Annotated in this window: 20 protein-coding genes; 5 read left to right on the forward strand and 15 right to left on the reverse strand. The window is 67.4% G+C overall.

The genetic code is table 11. The features are described from left to right. Both glgX and treA read left to right on the forward strand, forming a co-directional pair. The gene (gene glgX, locus AC0CH8_RS01115; RefSeq protein WP_465238715.1) at positions 1 to 1,821 is read left to right on the forward strand and encodes a glycogen debranching protein GlgX; all 1,821 of its coding nucleotides are present in this window, start codon (positions 1 to 3) and stop codon (positions 1,819 to 1,821) included. Between the two features lie 5 nt (positions 1,822 to 1,826). Continuing rightward, positions 1,827 to 3,356: an alpha,alpha-trehalase TreA gene (gene treA, locus AC0CH8_RS01120; protein WP_465238716.1), complete on the forward strand. Its 1,530-nt coding sequence runs from the start codon at positions 1,827 to 1,829 to the stop codon at positions 3,354 to 3,356. On the opposite strand, the gene cyoD is transcribed toward treA, so the two are convergent. From cyoD to cyoA, 4 genes are read right to left on the reverse strand one after another with little or no spacing between them, the layout of a single operon-like run. Continuing rightward, entirely contained in the window at positions 3,353 to 3,763 is a 411-nt protein-coding gene (gene cyoD / locus AC0CH8_RS01125; RefSeq protein WP_204199428.1) for a cytochrome o ubiquinol oxidase subunit IV, read from the reverse strand. The two genes, treA and cyoD, sit on opposite strands and share 4 nt — an antisense overlap. Next, a complete protein-coding gene (locus AC0CH8_RS01130; RefSeq protein ID WP_465238322.1) occupies positions 3,760 to 4,437 on the reverse strand; it encodes a cytochrome (ubi)quinol oxidase subunit III in 678 nt (225 codons plus the stop codon). Before AC0CH8_RS01130 ends, cyoD begins: the two co-directional genes overlap by 4 nt. Beyond that, positions 4,434 to 6,482, reverse strand: a complete 2,049-nt coding sequence (cyoB, locus tag AC0CH8_RS01135; RefSeq protein ID WP_465238323.1) for a cytochrome o ubiquinol oxidase subunit I — start codon at positions 6,480 to 6,482, stop codon at positions 4,434 to 4,436. Before cyoB ends, AC0CH8_RS01130 begins: the two co-directional genes overlap by 4 nt. Next, positions 6,479 to 7,363, reverse strand: a complete 885-nt coding sequence (gene cyoA / locus AC0CH8_RS01140) for a ubiquinol oxidase subunit II (protein WP_465238324.1) — start codon at positions 7,361 to 7,363, stop codon at positions 6,479 to 6,481. Before cyoA ends, cyoB begins: the two co-directional genes overlap by 4 nt. A gap of 96 nt (positions 7,364 to 7,459) precedes the next feature. On the opposite strand from cyoA, the gene AC0CH8_RS01145 reads away from it, so the two are divergent. Next, positions 7,460 to 8,296 carry an HpcH/HpaI aldolase/citrate lyase family protein gene (locus AC0CH8_RS01145; RefSeq protein ID WP_465238325.1) on the forward strand — a complete coding sequence of 279 codons (837 nt, stop codon included), beginning with the start codon at positions 7,460 to 7,462 and terminating at the stop codon, positions 8,294 to 8,296. A gap of 158 nt (positions 8,297 to 8,454) precedes the next feature. On the opposite strand, the gene AC0CH8_RS01150 is transcribed toward AC0CH8_RS01145, so the two are convergent. The 8 genes from AC0CH8_RS01150 to AC0CH8_RS01185 all read right to left on the reverse strand — a co-directional run bounded on the left by AC0CH8_RS01150 (position 8,455) and on the right by AC0CH8_RS01185 (position 18,839). Then, complete coding sequence (locus tag AC0CH8_RS01150) at positions 8,455 to 8,940, reverse strand: DUF4142 domain-containing protein (RefSeq protein WP_465238326.1); 486 nt, start codon at positions 8,938 to 8,940, stop codon at positions 8,455 to 8,457. A gap of 528 nt (positions 8,941 to 9,468) precedes the next feature. Next, the gene (locus AC0CH8_RS01155; protein WP_465238327.1) at positions 9,469 to 10,059 is read right to left on the reverse strand and encodes an ABC-type transport auxiliary lipoprotein family protein; all 591 of its coding nucleotides are present in this window, start codon (positions 10,057 to 10,059) and stop codon (positions 9,469 to 9,471) included. An 11-nt stretch (positions 10,060 to 10,070) separates the two neighbouring features. Beyond that, entirely contained in the window at positions 10,071 to 11,036 is a 966-nt protein-coding gene (locus AC0CH8_RS01160) for an MlaD family protein (protein WP_204199422.1), read from the reverse strand. Further along, a complete protein-coding gene (locus AC0CH8_RS01165; RefSeq protein ID WP_465238328.1) occupies positions 11,036 to 11,944 on the reverse strand; it encodes an ABC transporter ATP-binding protein in 909 nt (302 codons plus the stop codon). Before AC0CH8_RS01165 ends, AC0CH8_RS01160 begins: the two co-directional genes overlap by 1 nt. Positions 11,945 to 11,949: 5 nt before the next feature. Then, positions 11,950 to 13,047 (reverse strand): MlaE family lipid ABC transporter permease subunit, encoded by a 1,098-nt coding sequence (locus AC0CH8_RS01170; RefSeq protein ID WP_465238329.1) that lies wholly within the window; start codon positions 13,045 to 13,047, stop codon positions 11,950 to 11,952. Positions 13,048 to 13,135: 88 nt separating this feature from the next. Then, on the reverse strand, positions 13,136 to 14,404 hold the full coding sequence (locus AC0CH8_RS01175) for a DUF445 domain-containing protein (protein ID WP_465238330.1): 1,269 nt from the start codon (positions 14,402 to 14,404) through the stop codon (positions 13,136 to 13,138). A 79-nt stretch (positions 14,405 to 14,483) separates the two neighbouring features. Next, positions 14,484 to 17,663 (reverse strand): efflux RND transporter permease subunit, encoded by a 3,180-nt coding sequence (locus AC0CH8_RS01180; protein WP_465238331.1) that lies wholly within the window; start codon positions 17,661 to 17,663, stop codon positions 14,484 to 14,486. A gap of 6 nt (positions 17,664 to 17,669) precedes the next feature. Further along, entirely contained in the window at positions 17,670 to 18,839 is a 1,170-nt protein-coding gene (locus AC0CH8_RS01185; RefSeq protein ID WP_204199417.1) for an efflux RND transporter periplasmic adaptor subunit, read from the reverse strand. Positions 18,840 to 19,022: 183 nt separating this feature from the next. Here AC0CH8_RS01185 and AC0CH8_RS01190 point away from each other — a divergent pair, with 183 nt between their 5' ends. After that, a complete protein-coding gene (locus AC0CH8_RS01190) occupies positions 19,023 to 19,763 on the forward strand; it encodes an SIMPL domain-containing protein (RefSeq protein WP_465238332.1) in 741 nt (246 codons plus the stop codon). Between the two features lie 104 nt (positions 19,764 to 19,867). Here AC0CH8_RS01190 and AC0CH8_RS01195 read toward each other — a convergent pair whose 3' ends face one another. From AC0CH8_RS01195 to AC0CH8_RS01205, 3 genes are all read right to left on the reverse strand, one after another. Next, complete coding sequence (locus tag AC0CH8_RS01195; protein WP_055840864.1) at positions 19,868 to 20,125, reverse strand: GlsB/YeaQ/YmgE family stress response membrane protein; 258 nt, start codon at positions 20,123 to 20,125, stop codon at positions 19,868 to 19,870. 99 nt (positions 20,126 to 20,224) lie between these two features. Continuing rightward, positions 20,225 to 20,524 (reverse strand): CtrA inhibitor SciP, encoded by a 300-nt coding sequence (gene sciP / locus AC0CH8_RS01200; protein WP_204199415.1) that lies wholly within the window; start codon positions 20,522 to 20,524, stop codon positions 20,225 to 20,227. A gap of 103 nt (positions 20,525 to 20,627) precedes the next feature. Then, positions 20,628 to 20,915 (reverse strand): hypothetical protein, encoded by a 288-nt coding sequence (locus AC0CH8_RS01205; protein WP_465238333.1) that lies wholly within the window; start codon positions 20,913 to 20,915, stop codon positions 20,628 to 20,630. A gap of 64 nt (positions 20,916 to 20,979) precedes the next feature. Between AC0CH8_RS01205 and mnmA the strand changes: the two genes are divergently transcribed. Then, complete coding sequence (gene mnmA, locus AC0CH8_RS01210) at positions 20,980 to 22,086, forward strand: tRNA 2-thiouridine(34) synthase MnmA (protein WP_465238334.1); 1,107 nt, start codon at positions 20,980 to 20,982, stop codon at positions 22,084 to 22,086. The last annotated feature ends 112 nt before the right edge of the window (positions 22,087 to 22,198 follow it).

The raw sequence follows: 22,198 nt of genomic DNA on the forward strand, positions 1-22,198 counted from the left end.
ATGCCCGCCTGGGGCGCGCATCCCGTCGCCTCGGGTCCCGATGCTCCGGCTACGCAGTTCGCGGTGCGCGCACCGGATGCGAGCGCAGTCTTCCTGTGCCTGTTCGACGGCGACAGCGAGCGCCGCCTGCCGATGGAACGCAGCGGCGACGGCTGGTCGCTGACGGTGCCCGGCGTGCGTGCCGGCGACCGTTACGGCTATCGCGCGCACGGGCGGTACGAGCCGGCCGCAAACCTGTGGTTCGATCCCGCCAAGCTGCTGGTCGATCCGTGGGCGCAGGAGCTGGACCGGCGCTTCGCCCATGACCCGCGGCTGGCGGTGTTCGGCGAGGACAGCGCGGCGCTGGTGCCGAAGGCGATTGTGCCCGCCTCCGTGTCGCGCGCGCCACCGCCACCACCCGTGTTTGTGCCCGGCGGGCTGATCTACGAATTGAACGTGCGCGGCTACACGATGCGGCATCCGGAGGTCCCGCCGGAGCAGCGCGGCACGATCGCCGCGCTCGCGCATCCGACGGTGCTGCGGCACCTGACGAAGATCGGCGTCGCGGCGGTCGAGCTGATGCCGATCGTCGCGTGGATCGACGAACGCCATCTGCCGCCGCTGGGGCTGGTCAACGCGTGGGGATACAACCCCGTCGCACCGATGGCACTCGATCCCGGCCTGTGTCCCGGCGGGGTCGAGGAGTTGGCGTCGACGGTCACGGCGTTGCGCGCGGCGGGCATCGGCACGCTGCTGGACGTGGTGTTCAACCACACTGGAGAGAGTGACGCGGCGGGGCCGACGCTGTGCCTGCGCGGGCTCGATCCGGCAGCCTATGCGCGCGACGGCGCGGGGCAGCTGATCAACGACTCCGGCACCGGCAACACGCTCGACTGTTCGCAAGCGCCGGTACGCGACCTCGTGCTCGCGTCGCTGCGGCATTTCGCGTCGTTGGGCGTCGACGGGTTCCGGTTCGATCTCGCGCCGATCCTCGCGCGCGGACCGGGCTTCGATCCCGCCGCACTGATCTTCGCGGCGATCGCCGGCGATCCGTTGCTGAAGGACCGGATCATGATCGCGGAGCCGTGGGATACCGGCCCCGGCGGCTATCAGCTCGGGCATTTTCCCGCGAACTGGCTGGAATGGAACGACCGGTACCGCGACGATGTCCGCCGCTTCTGGCGCGGCGACGGCGGCGCGGGCGTGCTGACGACGCGGATCTCCGGGTCCTCCGATGTGTTCGGGAGCGCGCGCGCGTCGCGATCGGTGAATTTCGTCGCGGCGCATGACGGCTTTTCGCTGGGCGATGTCGTCACCTATGCCCATCGCCACAACGAGGCCAATGGCGAGCAGAACCGCGATGGTCATGCCGAGGAAATCGCATGGAACAACGGTGTCGAAGGTCCGAGCAGCGATCCCGCGATCCGCGGCCGCCGCGATGCCGATGTCCGCGCGATGCTGGCGACCCTGTTCGCATCGAAGGGCACGCCGATGCTGACCGCGGGCGACGAGTTTGGCCGGACGCAGCGCGGCAACAACAACGCCTATGCGCAGGACGAGATGACGTGGCTCGACTGGGAGCATCGCGATGTCGCGCTAGAGGATTTCGTCGCGGCGCTGTCCGCGTTTCGGCGAGACTGGCCACTGGCCGATCCCGCATGGCTGGCGTCGGCGGACTGGCGCGACCTGTGCGATCGGCCGATGACGCCGGAACGGTGGATGGGCGCGGGCGGGTTCCTGCTGCGCCTGCCCGCCGGTGACGAGACGATGTTCCTGCGCGTCGATCGCGGGGAGCGGCGCGTGACCCTGGCACGCGCGAAAATGCTGGAGAGTCGATTGTGATCCTGATGATGCTGGCCGCCGCGGCCATTGCCGCCCCGATCGCCGCTGCTCCGGTGAAGCCGTTCCCACCCTCGCCCGCACAGGTGTACGGGCCGCTCTATACCGCGGTGCAGATGCGCCAGATCTTCCCCGATTCGAAGACGTTCGCGGATGCCGTGCCGAAGCGGTCGGCGACAGCGATCATGGCCGCGTACCGAAGCTGCAAGTGCGACACCGACCCGGCGTTGAAGGCGTTCGTCACCGCGAACTTCACGCTGCCCGCCGAGCGCGTGGTGACGCCGCAGCCGACCAGCAGTCTGGCGGAGCACATCGACACACTGTGGCCGCATCTGACGCGCACCACCACCAGCGTGCCCGCGGGATCGTCGGGCTTGTCGCTGCCAAAGCCCTATGTCGTGCCCGGCGGACGGTTTCGCGAGCTGTATTACTGGGACAGCTATTTCACGATGCTGGGCCTGCCCGCGGCAGGGCGACAGGACCTGATCGAGACGATGGTCGCCGATTTCGGCAGCCTGATCGACCGTTACGGCCACATCCCGAACGGTACGCGCACTTACTATCTTAGCCGGTCGCAGCCGCCGGTCTTCTATCTGATGTCCGGCCTGTCGCGGGATGCCACGACGCTGGCGACGCGGACGCGGCAATTGCGCGCGGAGCATGCGTTCTGGATGGACGGCGAAGCCACGCTGAAGCCGGGGCAGCAGCATCGCCGCGTCGCGCGCCTTGCCGATGGGTCGCTGCTCAACCGGTACTGGGACGACCGCGCCGATCCGCGCGACGAAAGTTACCGCGAGGATGCCGCGCTCGCCGATCATACGCCGGATCGCGACCGCGCCGACTTGTTCCGCAACCTGCGCGCCGGGGCGGAAAGCGGCTGGGACTTCTCGTCCCGCTGGTTCGCGGACGGACGCACGCTGGCGACGATCCGCACCACGCGCTTCGCCGCGGTCGATCTCAACAGCCTGTTGCTAGGGCTGGAGCAGGCGATCGCCACGAACTGCCGCACGCTGGCCGACACGGCGTGTGCGACGGAGTTCGGCCAGCGGGCGGAGGCGCGGACGCAGGCGATCCGCCGGCATCTGTGGAACGGGCGCTTCTTCGCCGACCATGACCTCGACACCGGCCGTGCCAACACCGTGCTGACCGCCGCGACGATGTTCCCGCTGTTCGTCGGGGCCGCGACGCCCGATCAGGGCCGCGCGACGGCGGCGGCGTTCCAGCCGCTGGTCGGCGAGGGCGGCGTGATGACGACGGGGACGCCGAGCGGGCAGCAATGGGACGAACCCAATGGCTGGGCCCCGCTCCAGTGGATCGCGATCACCGGCCTGCGCCGCTACCAAGAAACCGCGCTGGCGACCCGGATCAGGACCGCATGGCTGGCGGGCGTGCAGCGGGAATATGCCGCGTCGGGCAAGCTGCTGGAGAAATACGACGTGGTCGAGCGCAAGCCGGGTGGCGGTGGGGAATATCCCAATCAGGACGGCTTCGGCTGGACCAACGGCGTCACCCGCGCGCTGCTGGCGGAGAAACCCTAACGCTGCATCCGCATCATCTCGCCCATCGGCATCAGGTTGTGGTCGAGATGGTTCATGATCCAGATCGTGCCGATCAGCACCAGTCCGACGATTAGCACGCCGAATGCCAGCGCCAGCACGTTGTTGCTGTTGTCCGGCCCGGTGGTGATGTGCAGGAAGAAGACGAGGTGGATGCCCATCTGCGCCACCGCGAGCGCGATCAGCGCGACGGGGATGCCGGGGCCATAGATCAGCCCGGTGCCCGCCGCCCAGAAGGACGCGGCGGTCAGCACCGTCGCCAGCCCCAGCCCGACCAGATAGTTGCGGACCTGGATCGCGACCGACGCGCCGTCATGCTCGTCGCTTTCGCCCGGCGCGGAGTCGCCCGTCTCGTGATCGGACTCCATCTCCATGTCGCGTTCGCTCATGTCGCCGCTCCCGCGCCGAGAAGGTAGACTACGGTGAACAAGGCTACCCAGATGATGTCGAGCGCGTGCCAGAACAGCATGAAACACGCGACGCGTCGGTCGATGTCCTCGCGGAAACCCTTGGTCCAGACCTGCGCCATCATCGTCGTCAGCCATGCGAGGCCGAGCGCGACGTGGACGCCGTGGCACCCGACCAGCGCAAAGAACGCTGACAGGAACGCACTGCGCCCCGGCCCGGCACCCTCGCCGATCAGATGCAGGAATTCGTAGAGTTCCAGCGCGAGGAAACCAGCGCCGAGCAACGCGGTCGCCGCCATCGCGACCTGAAACCATTTGATGGAGCGGGCGTGCATCGCGATACCGGCCATGCCGCACGCGAAGCTGGACAGCAGCAACAGCGCGGTTTCCCCGGCGACCAGCGGCAGTTCGAACAGATCGCGTCCGCCCGGCCCGCCCGCCGTCTCCCCGACCAGCACGGCATAGGCCGCGAAGAAACCGGAGAACATGATGAAGTCGGAGAGCAGGAAGATCCAGAAGCCATAGGCGACGACGATCCGCTTCGACGCCGGTCCCTGCTCGCTGATCGGCGTATCGCCGTGGCCGAGGTGGTTAGGGTCGCCCCCGCCGTGGCCGTGGCCGTGGCCGCCGTGTCGGGCTGCTGCTTGCGCGCTCATGCGACGCTGTCCTCGGGCAGGCCCAGCAGGATCGCCTTGGCGCGGCGGCGTTCGGCGTCGCGGCGGCGGGCTTCTTCCGCCGGGACTTCGTATTCCGCCTCGTCGCGCCACGCGAAGACCACGAACGTCGCCCACGCGCCGAGGAAGCCGAGGATCACCATCCACCAGATGTGCCAGATCAGCGCGAACCCCATCACCGTCGCGAAGAACGCGGTGACGATGCCCGTCGGCGAGTTATGCGGCATCTCGAAATGCTCGTATTCGGGGCGGTCGCTGAGCTGCTTCTTCTCCAGCGCGCGCGACTTGATGTCCCAATAGGCTTCCTCGCCCTGCACGTTCGGCAGCACCGCGAAGTTGAACGGCGGGGGTGGCGAGGTCGTGATCCACTCCAGCGTGCGGCCATCCCAGGGATCGCCGCTGGTGTCGGCCAGCCGCTCGCGGTCGCGGATCGAGACGTAGATCATGACGATCTGGCACGCGATACCGATTGCGATCAGCACCGCGCCGACCGCCGCGGCGATCAGCCACGGATGCCAGGCGGCGACGTCGTAATGGCCCAACCGTCGCGTCATGCCCATCAGGCCGAGCACGTAGAGCGGCATGAAGGCGACGTAGAAGCCGACGATCCAGAACCAGAAGGCACGCTTTCCCCAGCGCTCGTCGAGGGTGAAGCCGAACGCCTTGGGCCACCAATAGGTCAGACCCGCAAACGCGCCGAACAGCACGCCGCCGATCACGACGTTGTGGAAATGCGCGACGAGGAACAGCGAGTTGTGCAGCACGAAATCGGCGGGCGGTACGGCGAGCAGCACGCCGGTCATGCCGCCGATCACGAACGTGACCATGAAGCCCAGCGACCACAGCATCATCGATGTGAATCGGATACGGCCACCGTACATCGTGAACAGCCAGTTGAAGACCTTCACTCCCGTCGGCACCGCGATGATCATCGTCGTGATGCCGAAGAAGCCGTTGACGTCCGCTCCCGCCCCCATCGTGAAGAAATGGTGGAGCCAGACCATGAACGACAGGATGCAGATGACCATCGTCGCCGCGATCATCGATCGATAGCCGAACAGCGGCTTGCCCGAGAAGGTCGACACGACTTCGGAGAAGATGCCGAACGCGGGCAGGATCAGGATGTAGACTTCCGGATGGCCCCATGCCCAGATCAGGTTCACGAACATCATCTGGTTGCCGCCAGCTTCGTTCGTGAAGAAGTGGAAACCGAGATACCGGTCGAGCGTCAGCATCGCCAGCGTCGCGGTCAGGATCGGGAAGGCGGCGACGATCAGCAGGTTCGCCGCCAGCGACGTCCAGCAGAACATCGGCATCCGGGTGTAGCCCATGCCGGGCGCGCGCATCTTCAGGATCGTCGTGACCAGATTCACGCCAGACAGCAACGTGCCGACGCCCGATATCTGGATCGCCCACAGATAGTAATCGACCCCGACCCCGGGCGAGAAGCGCAACTCGCTGAGCGGCGGATAGACGACCCAGCCGGTCTTCGCGAACTCCCCGACCACGAGGCTGATGTTGAGCAGCAGCGCGCCCGACGCGGTCAGCCAGAAGCTGACGGAATTCAACGTCGGAAACGCCACATCGCGGACGCCGAGCTGAAGCGGCAGGGCGAAGTTCATCAGGCCGATCATGAACGTCATCGCGACGAAGAAAATCATGATCGTGCCGTGCGCGGAGAAAATCTGGTCATAGTGGTCGGGCGGCAGGTAGCCCGGGTTCATGTACGCGATCGCCTGTTGCGAGCGCATCAGCAGTGCATCGGAAAAGCCGCGCAGCAGCATCACCGCCGCGAGCACGCAGTACATCACCCCGATCCGCTTGTGATCGACGGAGGTGATCCACTCCTTCCACAGATAGGGGAACAGTCCCTTCTTCCACACCCAGCCGAGGATGCTCAGGATCGCGATCGCCACGACCGCGGACGATACCAGCGGCAGCGGCTCGTCGAACGGGATCGAGTCCCAGTTCAGCTTGCCGAAGATCGGCGAGATCTGCCCCGTCTCGACGGGGTGCAGCGGGCTCACTTCTTGTCCTCCCGGCCGGAATCGGCGGTGTCGCGGACCGCGGCACCGGCGTGCGCGACGATGCGGTCGTAGAGGCCGGGCAGCACCGCGCGGTAGCTGAACGGCGTCTTCACCGACGATGCCTCCCGAGCGAGCTTGGCAAAACCGGGGCCGTCGAGCAGCGGTCCCGCCGCCCGCGTTTGCGCGGCCCAACCCGCGAATTGCGCGCGCGGTACGGCATCGACAACGAAATTCATGTCGGCGAACCCCTCCCCGCTATAGTGCGCGGACATGCCGCGATAGCGGCCGGGCCGGTCGGCTTGCAGGTGCAGGCGCGAGTCCATGCCCGACATCGCATAGATCTGGCTACCCAGCTGCGGCACGAAGAAGCTGTTCATGACGGTGCCGCTGGTGATGCGGAACCGGACCGGCGTACCGACGGGAATGACGAGGCGATTGACGGTCGCGACGTTCTGGCCGGGATAGATGAACAGCCATTTCCAGTCGAGCGCGACGACCTGCACCTCGATCGGTGCGACCTTCGATGCCAGCGGCTTTTCAGGGGCAAGATCGTGGCTGCCGATCCAGGTTATGCCCGCGAGGAAGATGACCACCAACGCGGGCACGGACCACACCAGCAGTTCGACGCGCCCGGAATAGGTCCAGGTCGGCAGGTACGTCGCGCGGGTGTTGCCTGCACGGAACCACCACGCAAAGGCCAGGGTCGCGACGATCGTCGGGATGACGATGCCGAGCATGATGACCAGCGAATTGAGCAGAACCGTCCGCTCGCCAGCCGCCACCGGCCCGGCGGGATTGAGGACACCCGGTTCGCAGGCGGCCAGCAGCAACGCGGCGGCCACCACGGCGATGCGGATCGAGCGAGGTTTACCGGCGATCACAGCTTGGCTCTACGCCTGCCGACGATCCGCTGCTAGGCTGCGAATGCCGAAAAGTGTCACCGGACAACATGGATCATGAAGATGATGGCTTCCCCGATGTCCCGCTGTCGCAGCGCGCTGTTCCTGCCGGCATCCAACGCGCGGGCGATCGTCAAGGCACGCGGTCTGCCGTGCGATGCGGTGGTTCTGGACCTGGAAGATTCGGTCGCACCGGAAGCCAAGGCGGCGGCTCGGGATGCTGCGCGGGCGGCGGTGTATGACGGCGGCTTCGGACCCCGTCTGCTGGTCGTGCGCATCAACGCGGTGGACGGCGAATGGGCGGAGGACGATCTTGCGGCGCTGGCGACCATGCCGCCGGACGCGGTATTGCTGCCAAAGGTCGACGGGGTCGCGACGTTGCGGATGGCGCGCGAGCGGCTTGGGGCCGACGGCCCCGCAGTGTGGGCGATGATCGAAACGGCGCGCGGGATCATGGCGCTGCCCGACATCGCGTTGGCGGCAGCCGAACTGCGACTTGGTGCGCTGGTGGCGGGCACGAACGATCTGGCACTGGACCTGCGTTGTCGCCCGGGACCGGACCGCGCACCGTTGCTGCCCGTGCTGGCGCAGATCGTCGCGGCGGCGCGGGCCGGCGGGATGCTGGCGCTGGACGGCGTGCTGAACGTGTTCGACGATCCTGATCGGCTGGCAGCGGAGTGTCGACAGGGCGCGGACTGGGGGTTCGACGGCAAGAGCCTGATCCATCCGGCACAGATCGATGCGGCCAACGCTGCGTTCGGGCCGACCGAGGCGGAGGTGGCGCGCGCGCACGCGATCGTCGCGGCATTTTCCGCACCCGATGCGGAGGGACGTGGCGCGATCAGACTGAACGGTGAGATGGTCGAGCGGCTGCATCTGATGGAGGCGGAGCGGGTGCTCGCGCTGGTGGAGTAGCGCCGGAGCGACCGGTCGTCGTCATGCCGGGCTGGCTCGGACATCCACGGAGCGACCCGATCACGAGCTGCGGGCGTGTCCGGCAGTGGATGCCGGGACGGGCCCGGCATGACGGCTGACCGACGGGGCGGGCGACACCTGTCGCCCGCCCCCATCCATTACATCTGCTGCAGTTCGTCGATGTGGGTCTGCACCACCGGGGCGATCGCTGCGGCGGCGGTCTTCAGCGGAGCGGCGGTGCCGTTCGCGGCATAGCCCTGATGCAGCGCCAATGCCTGCTGATGCGCGACCTTCTGCTGCTGAATATAGGCCTGATCGCGCGCGGTGCCCTTGGCTGCTCGCAGCTTGGCGATGTTGCTGGCCTGCATCGGCTCCAGCTTGGGTGGCGGCACGGCGATACCCGCCTGCCGGGCGGCAGCCTTCACGTCGTTGGTGCTCTTGGTGTGGTGCGCGATCATCTGGTTCGCGAACTGGCGGACCTTGGCGTCCTTGGTCGAGGCCAGCACGAGCTGGCTCGACTGTTTTTCATACAAGTCGCTGGCGCCGGCCTTGGCGACATAGGTCTTGGGGGTGACGGCCTGCGCGTGGACCGCGGCGGGCATGATCGCCAGTGCGGCGGCGATGCTGAAGGTGCGAATGATCATATATCTCTCCTGTACAAACGCCCGCGCGACGCTGCGCACGGAGTGGTTCGACAAGGCGGTGCAATCCTTCGCACGGCGACCCGGTTCCGCTGGATTGAGACCCAATTCCCGATAGCTGACAGATACTTACTTCGATCAATACGATTTGCGCAGGGTGCATGGCCGAGCTGACCGACATTCAGCCCTGGAGGTGCTTTTGCTCTTTACGCATAGCCGCCCCGGAATCGTCTGTGCCTTATCCCCTTGAAACATGGACGCGGCCTGCACGGCGACCCATGTGCTCCCGCGAAGGCGGGAGCCCAGTACTGGGTCCCCGCCTTCGCGGGGACACATGACCAATACATCTTTCAAGGGGGTCATTGCCGAACAAGTCCGGATGACGGAGATAGGCTGAGCGTCGATCGGCTCTAGCTGGCCAGCGCTGCCGCGGTGTCCGAGCGACGCTCAGGTCGACCCATCAGCGCCGGTACTTCGCCGCCGTCCGTGAATACGCCACTCAGCCCTGACGCTCGCAGCGTTCCAAATTCCTCAGCGCCCGATCCAGTCGGCGACTTCCGACGCGACCTGATTGGCGGCCTGATTCAACGCCGGTCCCGCCGATGCGGCGTCGATCGCCGCCACCGGGACGCGCGCCTCGAACCGGCGCTTCTCCGTTGCGGGCTGGCCTGCCCGCTGGAGCGCACCGTCGAACGTGACCACGGCTTCCCGCGTCGCCGCGTCTAGCCCGAAGGTGCGCAGTTCTCCCTCCAGATCGTCGTTGGCCTCCGCCACCGCCTGCACCGGGCTGAGCACGACGCGACCGGTACGCGCCGACACGGTATCGGACACGACCCGTGCGAACAGGCGTGACGGCGGCTCCGTCCACTGCGCATCCTTTACATAGGCGACGCTGGTCGCGCTGGTCGCAACGGGCACGCGCTGCGTCGCCAGCGACTGCGGCGTCACCGGCACGCCGATCACGATCGACTTCGCGGTCGCCGAGTTCTGGACCTGACCGACCGGCACCTGCGCCGTCGCCTCCAGCTTCATCAGCGTGTCGGGCGGGGTCGCGCCGAAGCTGATGCAGCCGGCGAGCGGGAGCGCGGCGAGGAGGCCGATCGCGATCGAGAGCGTCTTCATGCCGATACCCCTCACTTACCCTTGTAGTCCGGCAGCTTCTGCTGCCCGATGAGCGAACTCGCGCCCTGCTGATCGACCTTCTCCGCCACCGACGACAGCGCCGCCGCCGTCGTCCGCAGGTCGCGGACCAGCCGGTTCGCTTCCGGTATCGTCTGGCGCGAGAAGGTCTGGAGGCCGGGCCGCGCATCGTTGATCGCGCCGTTCAGCGTCTCCGCCGACTGTTGCGCCGCCGCGATCGCGCCATTCAGGTTGCGGATCGTCGGCTGGATGTCGTTCGCCAGCACGCCGTTGGTGGTCGCCGCCAGCGCGCCGATCTGCTGCGCGGCGTCGCCCGCCTGCTGGATGGCGACGCGGGTCTGCGCCAGTGTCGCCGCGATCTCCGGTCCGCGATCGGCCAGCGCATCGGTCAGGCGATTGGTGTTTTCCAGGATGCCGGCGATCGACGCCTGATTGCGGTCCGTGAGCAGGCCGGTGAGGCGCTCGGTCAATGTCGATAGCCGTTCCAGCAACTGCGGCGCGGAATTCAGGATCGCGCCGAGGCCGCCCTGCTTGGTCGGGATCACCGGCACCCCGTAGGGGCATTGATCGGCACGCGGCGTCTCCGGACAGGCGATCGCCGCCTGCCCCTTCCGCGCGCCGTCCAGCGACACCTGGCTGACGCCGGTGAAGCCGACGCCGGAGATGCTGGCGGTGGTGCCGAGCAGGATCGGGGTGTCGTGGTTGACGCTGATGCGGACGCGCACGAACTGCGGATCGTTGGCCCAGAGCGCGATCTGTTTCACCTGGCCCGACGGTACGCCCGAGAACGTCACGGCCGAGCCGCGCGCGAGCCCGTCGACCGACTGGCGGAAGAAGATGTCGTACTCTTTCTCTTCGGTGCCGCCGAGTCGCGCGATCCACACGGTGAACAGCGCGAGCACCCCGAGCAGGATCAGCACGACGGCGCCGACGAGGACGTGATTAGAACGGGTTTCCATCAGCTTGCCCTTGCTGCGTTGTCGGCGGCGGCGCCTTGCGAGCGCTGGCCGGTCTCGTTGGCGACGACCTCGGTCGGATGCGCGTCCGCCTGGGCGTCGCTGGTGCCAAATTCCTTGGTCGTCGAGGCGGCCCGGCCACGCGGCCCCTCGAAATACTCATGAATCCAGGGGTGATCGAGCGCCTTCAACTCGTCGATCGTGCCGACCGCGATCACCTTCTTGTCGGCGAGCACCGCCACCCGGTCGCAGATGGCGTACAGCGTGTCGAGGTCGTGGGTGATGAGGAACACGGTCAGGCCCAGCGTGCGCTGAAGCGACTGGATCAGTTCGTCGAAGGCCGCCGCGCCGATCGGATCGAGACCCGCGGTCGGCTCGTCGAGGAACAGCAGTTCCGGGTCCATCGCCAGCGCGCGGGCGAGGCCGGCGCGCTTCTTCATGCCGCCCGACAGTTCGGCGGGGTATTTCGGGCCGGCATCGGCGGGCAGGCCGGTCATCACGACCTTGTACGCGGCGATCTCGTCGATCAGCGCAGGCGACAGGTCACGGTAGAACTCGCGTAAGGGGACCTGCACGTTCTCCGCCACGGTCAGCGTCGAGAACAGCGCGCCTCCCTGGAACAGCACGCCCCAGCGTTTGCGGATGTTGGTCGCCTCCGTCTCGTCGCGGCCGATCGTCGGCTCTCCGAACACGGTGATGTCGCCCGCATCGGGCGTCTGGAGGCCGATGATCGAGCGCATCAGCACCGACTTGCCGGTGCCTGACCCGCCGACCACGCCGAGGATTTCCCCGCGACGGACCTGGAGGTCCAGCCCTTCGTGGATTACCGAGGGGCCGAAGCTGTTCCGCAAATTTTTGACGTCGACGATGATGTCGTCGCGGTCGCGGCGGTCGCGGGGTGTGTCGGACACGGCCATCAGTTCCACCCGATCCACGTGAAGAACACCGCGAAGAACGCGTCGAGCACGATGACGAGGAAGATGCCCTGCACCACCGCCGCGGTGGTACGTAGACCGACCTGCTCCGCGTCCGCCTCCACCTGCATGCCCTGGAAACACCCGGCGATAGCAATGATCGCGCCGAACACGGGTGCCTTGATCAGGCCGATATACAGATCGGTGATCGGCACGACCTCACGGATGCGGGCGACAAACGTGACCGGCGGAATTTCCAGCGTGATCCACGACAGCAATCCGCCGCCGATCAGCGCGATCATGGACGTGTAGAAACCCAGCAGCGGCATCAGAACGATGGCCGCCAGCGTGCGCGGCAGCACCAGCGCCTCCATCGGCGACACGCCGATCGTCCGCATCGCGTCGATTTCTTCGGTCAGCTTCATCGTGCCGAGCTGCGCGGCGAACGCCGAGCCGGAGCGGCCCGCGACCATGATCGCGGTCATCAGCACGCCGAGCTCGCGGAAGGTCAGACGACCGACGAGGTTGATCGTGAAGACCTCGGCGCCGAACTGACGCAGCTGCACCGCGCCCTGTTGCGCGATGACCATGCCGATCAGGAAGCCCATCAGGCCGAGAATGGCGAGCGCGGATACGCCGACCGTTTCGAACTCGTGCACCACCGCGTTGAAGCGGAAGCGGCGCGGGTGGCGAATGACCTGGCCGAACGCAATGACCGTCGCGCCCATGAAGCCGAGCAAGCCGTACAAGGTTCGGCCGGCGACGACGACGGCGTCGCCGACTTCGCCCAGCACCCGTTTGAAGCTCGACTGGTGACCGGGACGCACCGAAACCGGCGTGTCGGACTGCACAACCTGATCGAAGAGATGCTGGCCGTCCGCGCTCAGCCCCTCGACCGGGGCGTCGTGGCGGGCGGCGAAACGGTGGACGACCCACGCCCCGACCGTGTCGATGCGGTGAACACCGCTCATGTCGACGCGGGTGACCTTGCCGTCGAGACGATCGAGGCGGTCGGGCAGCGTGCCGAGCCGCGCCAGCGACAGGTCGCCAGCGAATCGGACGGTGTCCTGATCCTGATCGAAAGTGGCACCATCCGTCATCGCACCACTCCTTGGGCGAATAGGCGCTGAACGGCAAGGCGGCTTGCCGACGGGACGGATCGTTTCCGAAACCGCGCCACCCCTGCGATCAAAGCAGGACGTCCACCAGATGGATACACAGGCCGACCAGTCCGCCGACGATCGTGCCGTTGATGCGGATATATTGCAGGTCGCGGCCGACCGCATTTTCGAGGCGACCGGTGATCGTGCGCACGTCCCAGCTTCGCACCGTTTCGGAAACGAGGCGAACGATGCCGTCGCCGTAATCCGCCGCGATGCCGACGACGGTGCGGCGGACGAAGCGGTTGATCCGGGCCGCCAGCGCACGGTTCTCGCGTAGCGTCGCGCCGAGCTGGCGCAGGATCTCGCCCAATTTGCCGGCCATGGCGCGTTCCGGATCGCGGGCAATGTTCAGCAACGCACCGCGCGCCTGCTCCCACAGCCCGTCGAGCCAACGCGCCATCGCCTTGTTGGCGAGCAGCTCCTCCTTCAGCGACTCGACACGCGCCTGCGTCGCCGGATCGTATTGGAGGTCCCAGGCGAGGCGATCGAGCCCCTCCTCGGCCTTGATCCGCATCGGATGCTGCGGATCGTCGGCCATGTCGGCGAGCAGCTTTTCCAGACCGCCGATGAGCTTGTCCGCCAGCGTCTCGTCGAGCCCGGTCCAGCGCAGGATCGCGCCAGCGCGGTCGTGGACCATCTGGCGGATGAGCGTGTCGTTCCCCGAGAGCGCGTTCGCGCCCCACCGGATCGCGGCATCGAGCAACGGCGCGTGCCGGCCCTCCGCCATCGCCGCCTTCAGCAACTGGCCGGCGAGCGGCGACACCTGCGTGTCGCGCAGCCGCCCGGCGACCGCCGACTTGACCATTCCACCGAGTCGCGCGGGATCGAGCCCGTCGAGCATGCCCGCGACCAGCGCCGACGCGCCCTGTCGGAACCGGCCGCCGGCGCTTTCGGGCGGATCGGTCAGCCAGCGTGCGACCGCCTCGGCGACGTCGAGCCGCCGCATGCGTCGCGCGACGACGTGCGGGATCAGAAAATTGTCGCGGAGAAACTGGGCGAGCTGGTCGCCGATCCGGTCCTTGTTGCGCGCGACGATGGCGGTGTGCGGGATCGGCAGCCCGAGCGGATGCCGGAACAGTGCGGTCACCGCGAACCAGTCGGCCAGCGCGCCGACCATCGCCGCCTCCGCAAAGGCGCGGACATAGCCCCAACCGGGATGCAGCGGCACGAAGTGACGGCTGACAAGGAAGATTGCCGCCATCAGCAGCAGCAATCCCGTTGCCAGCCGGCGCATCCGCACGAGCCCGACCGGTGGCGCTTCGGTCGCCAGCGGGGATCGGGTTGCAAGCGTCATCGCTTGCACAATACCCGAACCGGCCGGTTGGTTCAGCCGGTTCGTGACGGGGCCGTTCCGGCGTGCGCCACGACCGTCCTCATTCGGCCGGATGCGGGCGGTCGGCGTCGTAGCTGATCTTGCCGGCCGGTCCCCCCAGCGGCGTCGGCGAGGGGGCGCCGGCGATCACCGGGCCGTCCTCGTCACCGGGGCGATAGGTGAGCAGGCGACGGCCGAGCTTCGGCCCGATCCACTCTTCCATCCCGATCGCCAGGCTGAAGCTGGCGGGCACGATGCAGAGCGTCAGGATCGTCGACAGGAACAGCCCGCCGATCACCGTCACCGCCATCGGCTGGTTGAACGATCCATCGCCGCCCAGCGCCAGCGCCGTCGGGATCATGCCGGCGATCATCGCGACCGTGGTCATGACGATCGGCTGCGCGCGCTTGTGCCCGGCATCGAGAATCGCGGCCAGCGGCGGCACGCCGACGCGCATCTCCTCCAGTGCGAAGTCGATCAACAGGATCGAGTTCTTGGCGACGATGCCGAGCAGCATCAGCAGACCGATCAGCACCGGCAGCGAGATCGGCATGCCGCACAGGTGCAGCGCGATCGCGCCACCCAGGGGCGCCAGCAGCAGCGAGCCGAGGTTCACGAACGGCGGCATCGCACGGCGATACAGCAGGATCAGCACCGCCAGCACCAGCAGCACGCCGGCGAACACCGCGATGACGAAGTTCTGGATCATCTCCGCCTGCCACTTCGCCTCGCCGGAGGCGGCATAATGCACACCCTGCGGCAGGTTCTTCATGATCGGCAGTTCCATGATCTTCGACCGCTCCTCGCCGGCGATCGCGCCGGGTGCGAGGTCGGCACCGATCATGATGCGGCGTTCCTGGTTGAAGCGACGGATCTCCGACGGCCCCGCCCCGAAGCCGATCTCCGCGACGACGCGCAGCGGCACGGTACCTCCGCGCGAGGTTTGGACGGGCAGGTTCTGGATCGTCGACAGGTTGCGGCGGCTATATTCGTCCAGCGCGACGCCGATCGGAATCTGGCGATCGGGCAGCGAGAACTTCGCCGCGTTCTGCGCGATTTCGCCCTGCGTCGCGATCCGGATCGTCTGGCTGAGCGCCGCCGTCGTCACGCCCAAGTCGGCGGCGAGGTCGAGCCGTGGACGGATGACGAGTTCGGGCCGGGGCAGATCGCCCTCGACTCGCGGCGCACGCAGATTGGGCAGTGTCCGCATCTCGTTGGCCAGCGTGTTGGCGGCCTTCATCAGTGCATCGGGATCGGCACCCGCCAGCATCAGCGATACCGCGCGGCCACCGCCGCCGCCGCCGCCGAAGTTGATCCGGGCATCCGGAATCTCGTTCAGCAACACCGCCGTCTCGCGCTCGAAATCGATCGAGCTACGCTTGCGGTCCTTCTTCAGCGTGATGGCGATGCTGGCATTGCCGATGCGGACGTTCTCGACGGCGGAGCGAACCTCCTGCTGCTGGCGCAGGATGTCGGCGACGCGGCTGGTCACCGCCTCCGTCTGCGCGAGCGTCGTACCGGGCGTCATCGTGATCGAGACGCGACTGAAATCATTGTCGCGCGGCGGCTGGAACGTGAACGGCAGGGTCGCGAACGCGCCGATCGTGGCAAGGAACGCGAGGCCGCCGATCGCCATCGTCCACCAGCGATTGCGCAGGGTCCAGCGCAGGATCGCCATGTACCCGTCCATCGCCCTGCCCTCGCCGTGTTCGGCGTGGCCATGCGCTTTGAGGAAATACGCCGCGACCATCGGTGTGATGAGGCGCGCGACGGCAAGGCTCATCAGCACCGCGACGACGACGGTGATGCCGAAATTCTTGAAGAATTGACCGGCGATACCCGGCATCAGGCCGACCGGGAGGAACACCGCGACGATCGAAAAGGTCGTCGCGACGACCGCGAGACCGATCTCGTCGGCAGCGTCGATTGATGCCTGATACGCGGTCTTGCCCATCCGCATGTGACGGACGATGTTCTCGATCTCCACGATCGCATCGTCGACGAGCACGCCCGCGACGAGGCTGAGCGCGAGCAGCGTCATGAAGTTCAGACTGAACCCCATCAGCGACATGATCCAGAAGGTCGGGATCGCCGACAGCGGGATCGCGAGCGCGGAGATCACCGTCGCGCGACCGTCGCGCAGGAACAGGAACACGACGACGACCGCCAGGATCGCACCCTCGAGCAGGGCGTGGACCGCGGACCTATACTGCGCCTTGGTATAATCGACGCTGGTGAATTGCTGGATGAACCGGAACTTCGGGTTCTCCTTCTCGATCTTCGCCAGTTCCTTGACGGTGGCGTCGTACAGCGCAACCTCGGACGCGCCGCGCGCGCGCTGGATGCCGAACCCGACGACCTGATGGCCGTTGACCTTGGAGAAGCGCTTCTGTTCCAGCGACGTGTCGCGGATCTGGGCGATGTCGGCCAGCTTGACCATCCGGCTCATCGTCTGGATCGTCTGGCCGCCATTGGCGATCTGGTTGCCGGCGATCGGAATCTGGAGCTGGCCGACCTCGTAGGCGGTCTTGGCGCTGCCGACGATGCGCAGCGACTGCTGCGATCCGCCGATTTCGGCCTGCCCGCCCGCGGCATTCTGGTTCACGTTGCGCAGCGCCTGGTTCACCTGGCTGGCGGTGATACCAAGTGACTGCATCTTGGCGGGATCGAGGATGACGCGGATCGCGCGATCGACACCGCCCGACAGGTCGACCTTCTGCATGCCCGGAATGCCGAGCAGGCGCTTCACGACGACGGTGTCGACGAATTCCGACAGACCCTCCATCGTGGTGTCCGTACCCTCGACCGACCATGTCGCGATCGAATCGTCGTTGATGATGACACGCTCGACGCGGGGTTCGATCACGCCGTCCGGCAATTCGCTGCGCACCGACGCCACCGCGTCGCGCACGTCGGTGACGGCGCGGTCGACGGGAGTCGAGAAGTCGAACTGGATGAAGGTGCCGCTGGAGCCTTCGCTGATCGTCGAGTTGATCTCGTCGACGCCTTCCAGCCCGCGGATCGCCGCTTCGACCTTGGTCGTGATCTGCGTCTCGATCTCGGTCGGGGCCGCGCCCGGCTGGCTGATCTGGACGTAGACCGCCGGGAAGGTGATCTCCGGGCTGTCGTTCACCTGCATGCGGTTGAACGAGATGATGCCCGCCAGCGTCAGCGCCATGAACAGGACGAGCGGAACGACCGGGTTCCGGATCGCCCAGGCGGACATATTGCGAAAGCCCATCGTGGGTTAGCCCTTGCGTGCCTGGAGGACGGGTTTGATCTTCTGGCCGGGATTCAGGAACGCGCCCGCCGAAATCACGACGCGTTCGGTGCCGTTCAGCCCCTCGGCGATGGGGATGCCGTTGTCGGCGCCCTCACCCGTCTTGACCGAACGCCGCTCGACCTTGTCGTCCTTGCCGACGACGTAGACGAAATTGCCGGTCGCATCGGACAGCACCGCCGATTCGGGCAGCAACGGCTCGGACGCGCTGCCCGCCGTCACCGTCGCCGAGGCGAAGCCGCCGGGACGCAGCGCCGGATCGTACTTCACGGCGATGCGGGCGATACCCTGCCGCGTCGACGGGTCGATCACGGGGGAAACCTGCCACACTTCGCCCGGGAAGCTCTGTGTGGAGCCGACGGGCGTGACAGTGGCGCGCGAACCGACGCGCAGGCCCTGAAGATCGCCTTCGCTCATCTGCGCGCGCATCTCCATCTGGCCGTTCTGCGCCATGCGGAACAACGCGCCGGAGCCGGAGCTGACGATCTGGCCCGGCTCGACCTGACGCGTCAGGATCAGGCCGGCGGTGGGCGCGCGGATGTCGAGGCGACCGTTGCGGGCACGCGCCTCTCCGAGCGACGCCTGCGCGACCTTGACGCGGGCGGAGGCGGCGTCGCGCGTGGCGGCGCGGCGTTGCAAGTCCGCCTTGGAGATGAAGCCGCGATCGACGAGCTGCGCGGCGCGGTCGAGTTCCGCCTGCGCAAGGTCGGCATCGGCCTTCGCGACGCTGACCTGTGCGGCGAGCGAAGCCGCGGTCTGCGTCTGCACGGACCGGTCCACGGTCGCGAGCACCTGCCCGGCGGCGACCCACTGGCCGGGTTCGACCAGCACGCGGGTGACGAGGCCACCCTCGCCGGCGATGCCGACGGGCATGTCGCGACGGGCGGCGAGCGAGCCGGTCGTGGTCACGTCGCGCGCGACGACGGTGCGACCGGGGACCATGACGGAAATCGCCGCAAGCTGTTCGCCCGATGCGGTTTTCGCCGCACCGTCCGATTCGCCGCGGCCGAATACCGCCCAGCCGACGACCGCGAGCACCGCCACGACGATCGCGGCGATCAGGAACTTACGACGCGACGGCGGCGCTTCGACGCCCGGCAGCCGTTCCTGCGTGATAGAGCCCGTCTCGTAGTTCATCGGCTTTCGTCTTCCCCCGCACGACCCCACCGGCCAGTGACCGGGCTGTATTATCCGAATAGGTCACCAACCTCAATAGGGCGGCCATAGCATATCCTACACGATGTTCCTCGTTCATCGCAGGTTGCCAGCGGGCCGTTCATGGGCTGTGTCATCATCGTCGTCGCTCCACGGGAGAAGTCCATGCGCCTTGCCACCCTCGCCCTCGTCGCCACGGGCTTGTCCTCGCTGACGGCGTTCCCCGTCGTCGCGCAGACCGTGCCCGGCGTCGCACCGATGATCCCGGCGGAGGGCACCGTTCTGGACATCACGGCGGAAGGCCGCACGACGCGGGTGCCCGACCTCGCCACGATTCGGGCCGGGGTCGTCACGCAGGGCGCGACGGCCGCGCAGGCTTTGACCGCGAACGGCGGCGCGATGGAGAAGGTGATCGCGGCCCTTCGCAAGGCCGGCGTGCAGCCGCGCGATCTGGCGACCGCGTCGGTCCAGTTGTCGCCTCAGTACCGATACCAGGACAACCAGCCGCCGGTCATCACCGGCTATCAGGCGACGAACAGCGTCAGCATCCGCTTCCGCGATATCGCCAGATCGGGAACGATCCTCGATACCCTGGTGGCGCAGGGCGCCAACCAGATCGACGGGCCGAACCTGTCCGTCGACCAGCCCGATGCGGCGCTGGACGAAGCCCGGACCGATGCCGTGAAGAAGGCGCGGGCGCGGGCGGAGCTGTATGCGAAGGCGGCCGGCATGCGCGTGCTCCGGGTCGTGTCGATCGACGAGACCGGGCAGGATGCCGGCGGGCCGGACCGCCCGCCCGTGTTCCTGCAGGCGCGGGCGCAGATGATGGATTCCGCCACGAAGATCGTGCCGGGCGAGAAGGACATCACCGTGACACTGCGCGTGCGTTTCGTTCTGGGACAATAGACCATGAAAAAGGGGCCGCCCGGCATGCCCGGCGCCCCCCATTTCCGTAGTGACACTGGCCGTGTCGCTATTCCGCCATCCAAGCCGGCGGAAGAGCGTCCGACTTAACGGACGCTACCGCGACGCACCAGGTTGACGATCCCGAGCAGGACCACCGCACCGAGCAGCGACACCAGGAACGACGTGACGTTCAGGGGCGCGTTGTTGATCGAACCGCCGCTGATGATCAGGCCGCCGATGAAGGCGCCGATGATCCCGACGACGATGTTCAGGAAGATACCCTGCTGGGCATCCGTGCGCATGATGATGCTGGCGAGCCAACCGATGACGCCGCCGATGATGAGCCAAAGGATGATACCCATTACACTTCCCTCCATTATGCCCATCATACGGGCGATGGAGGTACAAATCGGTGGCGTTGATTTATGTTCCGCCTGCGATCCGATTCAGAACATGGATTTTTAGTAGCGTTGCTGGCGTTCGTACAGGGAACGATAATGCTGGATGCGCGTGACGCGCAGCCCCGGCATCCCCGACCGGTCGATCGCGCGCTGCCACCCGGCGAATTCCTCCACCGTAAGGCCGTACCGCTCGCAGACCTCGTCGACGGACAGCAGGCCGCCGTTGACCGCCGCAACGACCTCGGCCTTGCGCCGCACGACCCAGCGGCTGGTGCCCGGAGGCGGAAGCGTGTCCAGCGTCAAAGACTCGCCCAGGGGGCCGATGACTTTCGCGGGGCGGATCTTCTGGTTCTCGATCATACTCAACCTCTGTCGGGGCGGGGGGCCCCCTTCACGAACTCGATGGGTGGGGAGTAAGGGCGGGACTTGAAGATCGCCTGAAACCCCACGGTAAACGCGCTCTTCATTCGTCCTTCCAACGTGTTATCGCGGCCGCCACCTGGCCGTTGAAGCTGCCGTCCCGCGGTGCGAACTCCGACGGTTTCGGACGCTGGACGGCATCGCCGGCCGCTTGCGCGGTCGCGGTCGGGCTGGCCGACTGCCGCGCCTGCACACCGATCATCAGCACCGCCAGATCGCCCGGCCACGCCACCGGTTCGGCATCGCGATCGAAGGAGAAGCTGAGGTCCAAGGCGGCGTGTCTTTCGGGCAGGAAAAAGGGTCGGTCGCCGGCGTGTAGCGGCAAGGGCATGAAGGTCCGGTAAAGCGCGGCCCATGCTCGCCATTCGACCCGCACGCGCCTATGTGACGGAACGATGGACGAAACGGATTTCCAGTTGGGCGCCGATGTCGGTGCCAGGCGGATCGTCGTCGCCATGTCGGGCGGCGTCGACAGCTCGGTCGTGGCGGCGCTGGCGGCGCGGACCGGGGCGGAGACGATCGGCGTCACGCTGCAACTCTACGACCACGGCGAGGCGGTCGGGCGCGCGGGCAGCTGCTGCGCCGGCCGCGACATCCGCGACGCGCGCGCGGTGTGCGACCGGCTCGGCATCGCCCACTATGTCTTCGATCACGAGAGCGCGTTCCGGCGCGACGTCGTCGACCGCTTCGCCGACGAGTATCTCGCCGGGCGGACGCCGATTCCGTGCGTGTCGTGCAACACGGGACCGAAGTTCACCGACCTGCTGGCGCTGGCACGCGAACTGGGCGCGGACTGTCTGGCGACCGGCCATTACGTCCGGCGGGTCGAGGGGCCGAACGGCGCGGAACTGCACCGCGGGGCGGACCCGGCGCGCGACCAGAGCTATTTCCTGTTCGCCACGACGCAGGACCAGCTCGACTTTCTCCGCTTCCCGCTCGGCGGCCTGCCCAAGGCCCGGGTGCGGGAGATCGCGGCGGAACTGGGTCTGGGCGTCGCCGCCAAGCCCGACAGCCAGGACATCTGCTTCGTTCCCGATGGCGACTATGCCGGGCTGGTCCGCAAGCTGCGTCCCGATGCGGATACCGCGGGCGAGATCGTCGATCTATCGGGCCGCACGCTGGGGCGGCACCGGGGGCTGATCCACTTCACGGTCGGACAGCGTCGCGGGCTGGAGATCGGCGGCACGCCGGAGCCGCTGTACGTGGTGCGGCTGGAGCCCGACTCGAAGCGCGTCGTGGTGGGTCCGCGGGCGGCGCTGGCGGTCGAGGCAGCGGTGCTGGAGAACCTCAACTGGATCGGGGGCGACCATCGCGGGCCGCTGACCGCCAAGGTCCGGTCGATGGCGAAGCCGGTCCCGGCGCGGCTGGAGGGCGGACGCCTGAGCTTCGACGCGCCCGAGTACGGTGTCGCACCGGGTCAGGCGGCGGTGTTGTACGCCGGTGAGCGGGTGCTGGGCGGCGGCTGGATCGCCGCGACGAAGGCCGCGCTGCTGGCGGCGTGAGTCGGATAGATGGGGACAGGGTTTGCCGGGCTGTACTCCCGGCGAAGCCCCGGCCCTCTCCCACTCCGTCACTCCTGCGAACGCTGGGATCTTCCCGATGGCGGGCTCGTCG

The organism is Sphingomonas sp. AC435 (genome assembly GCF_979253005.1).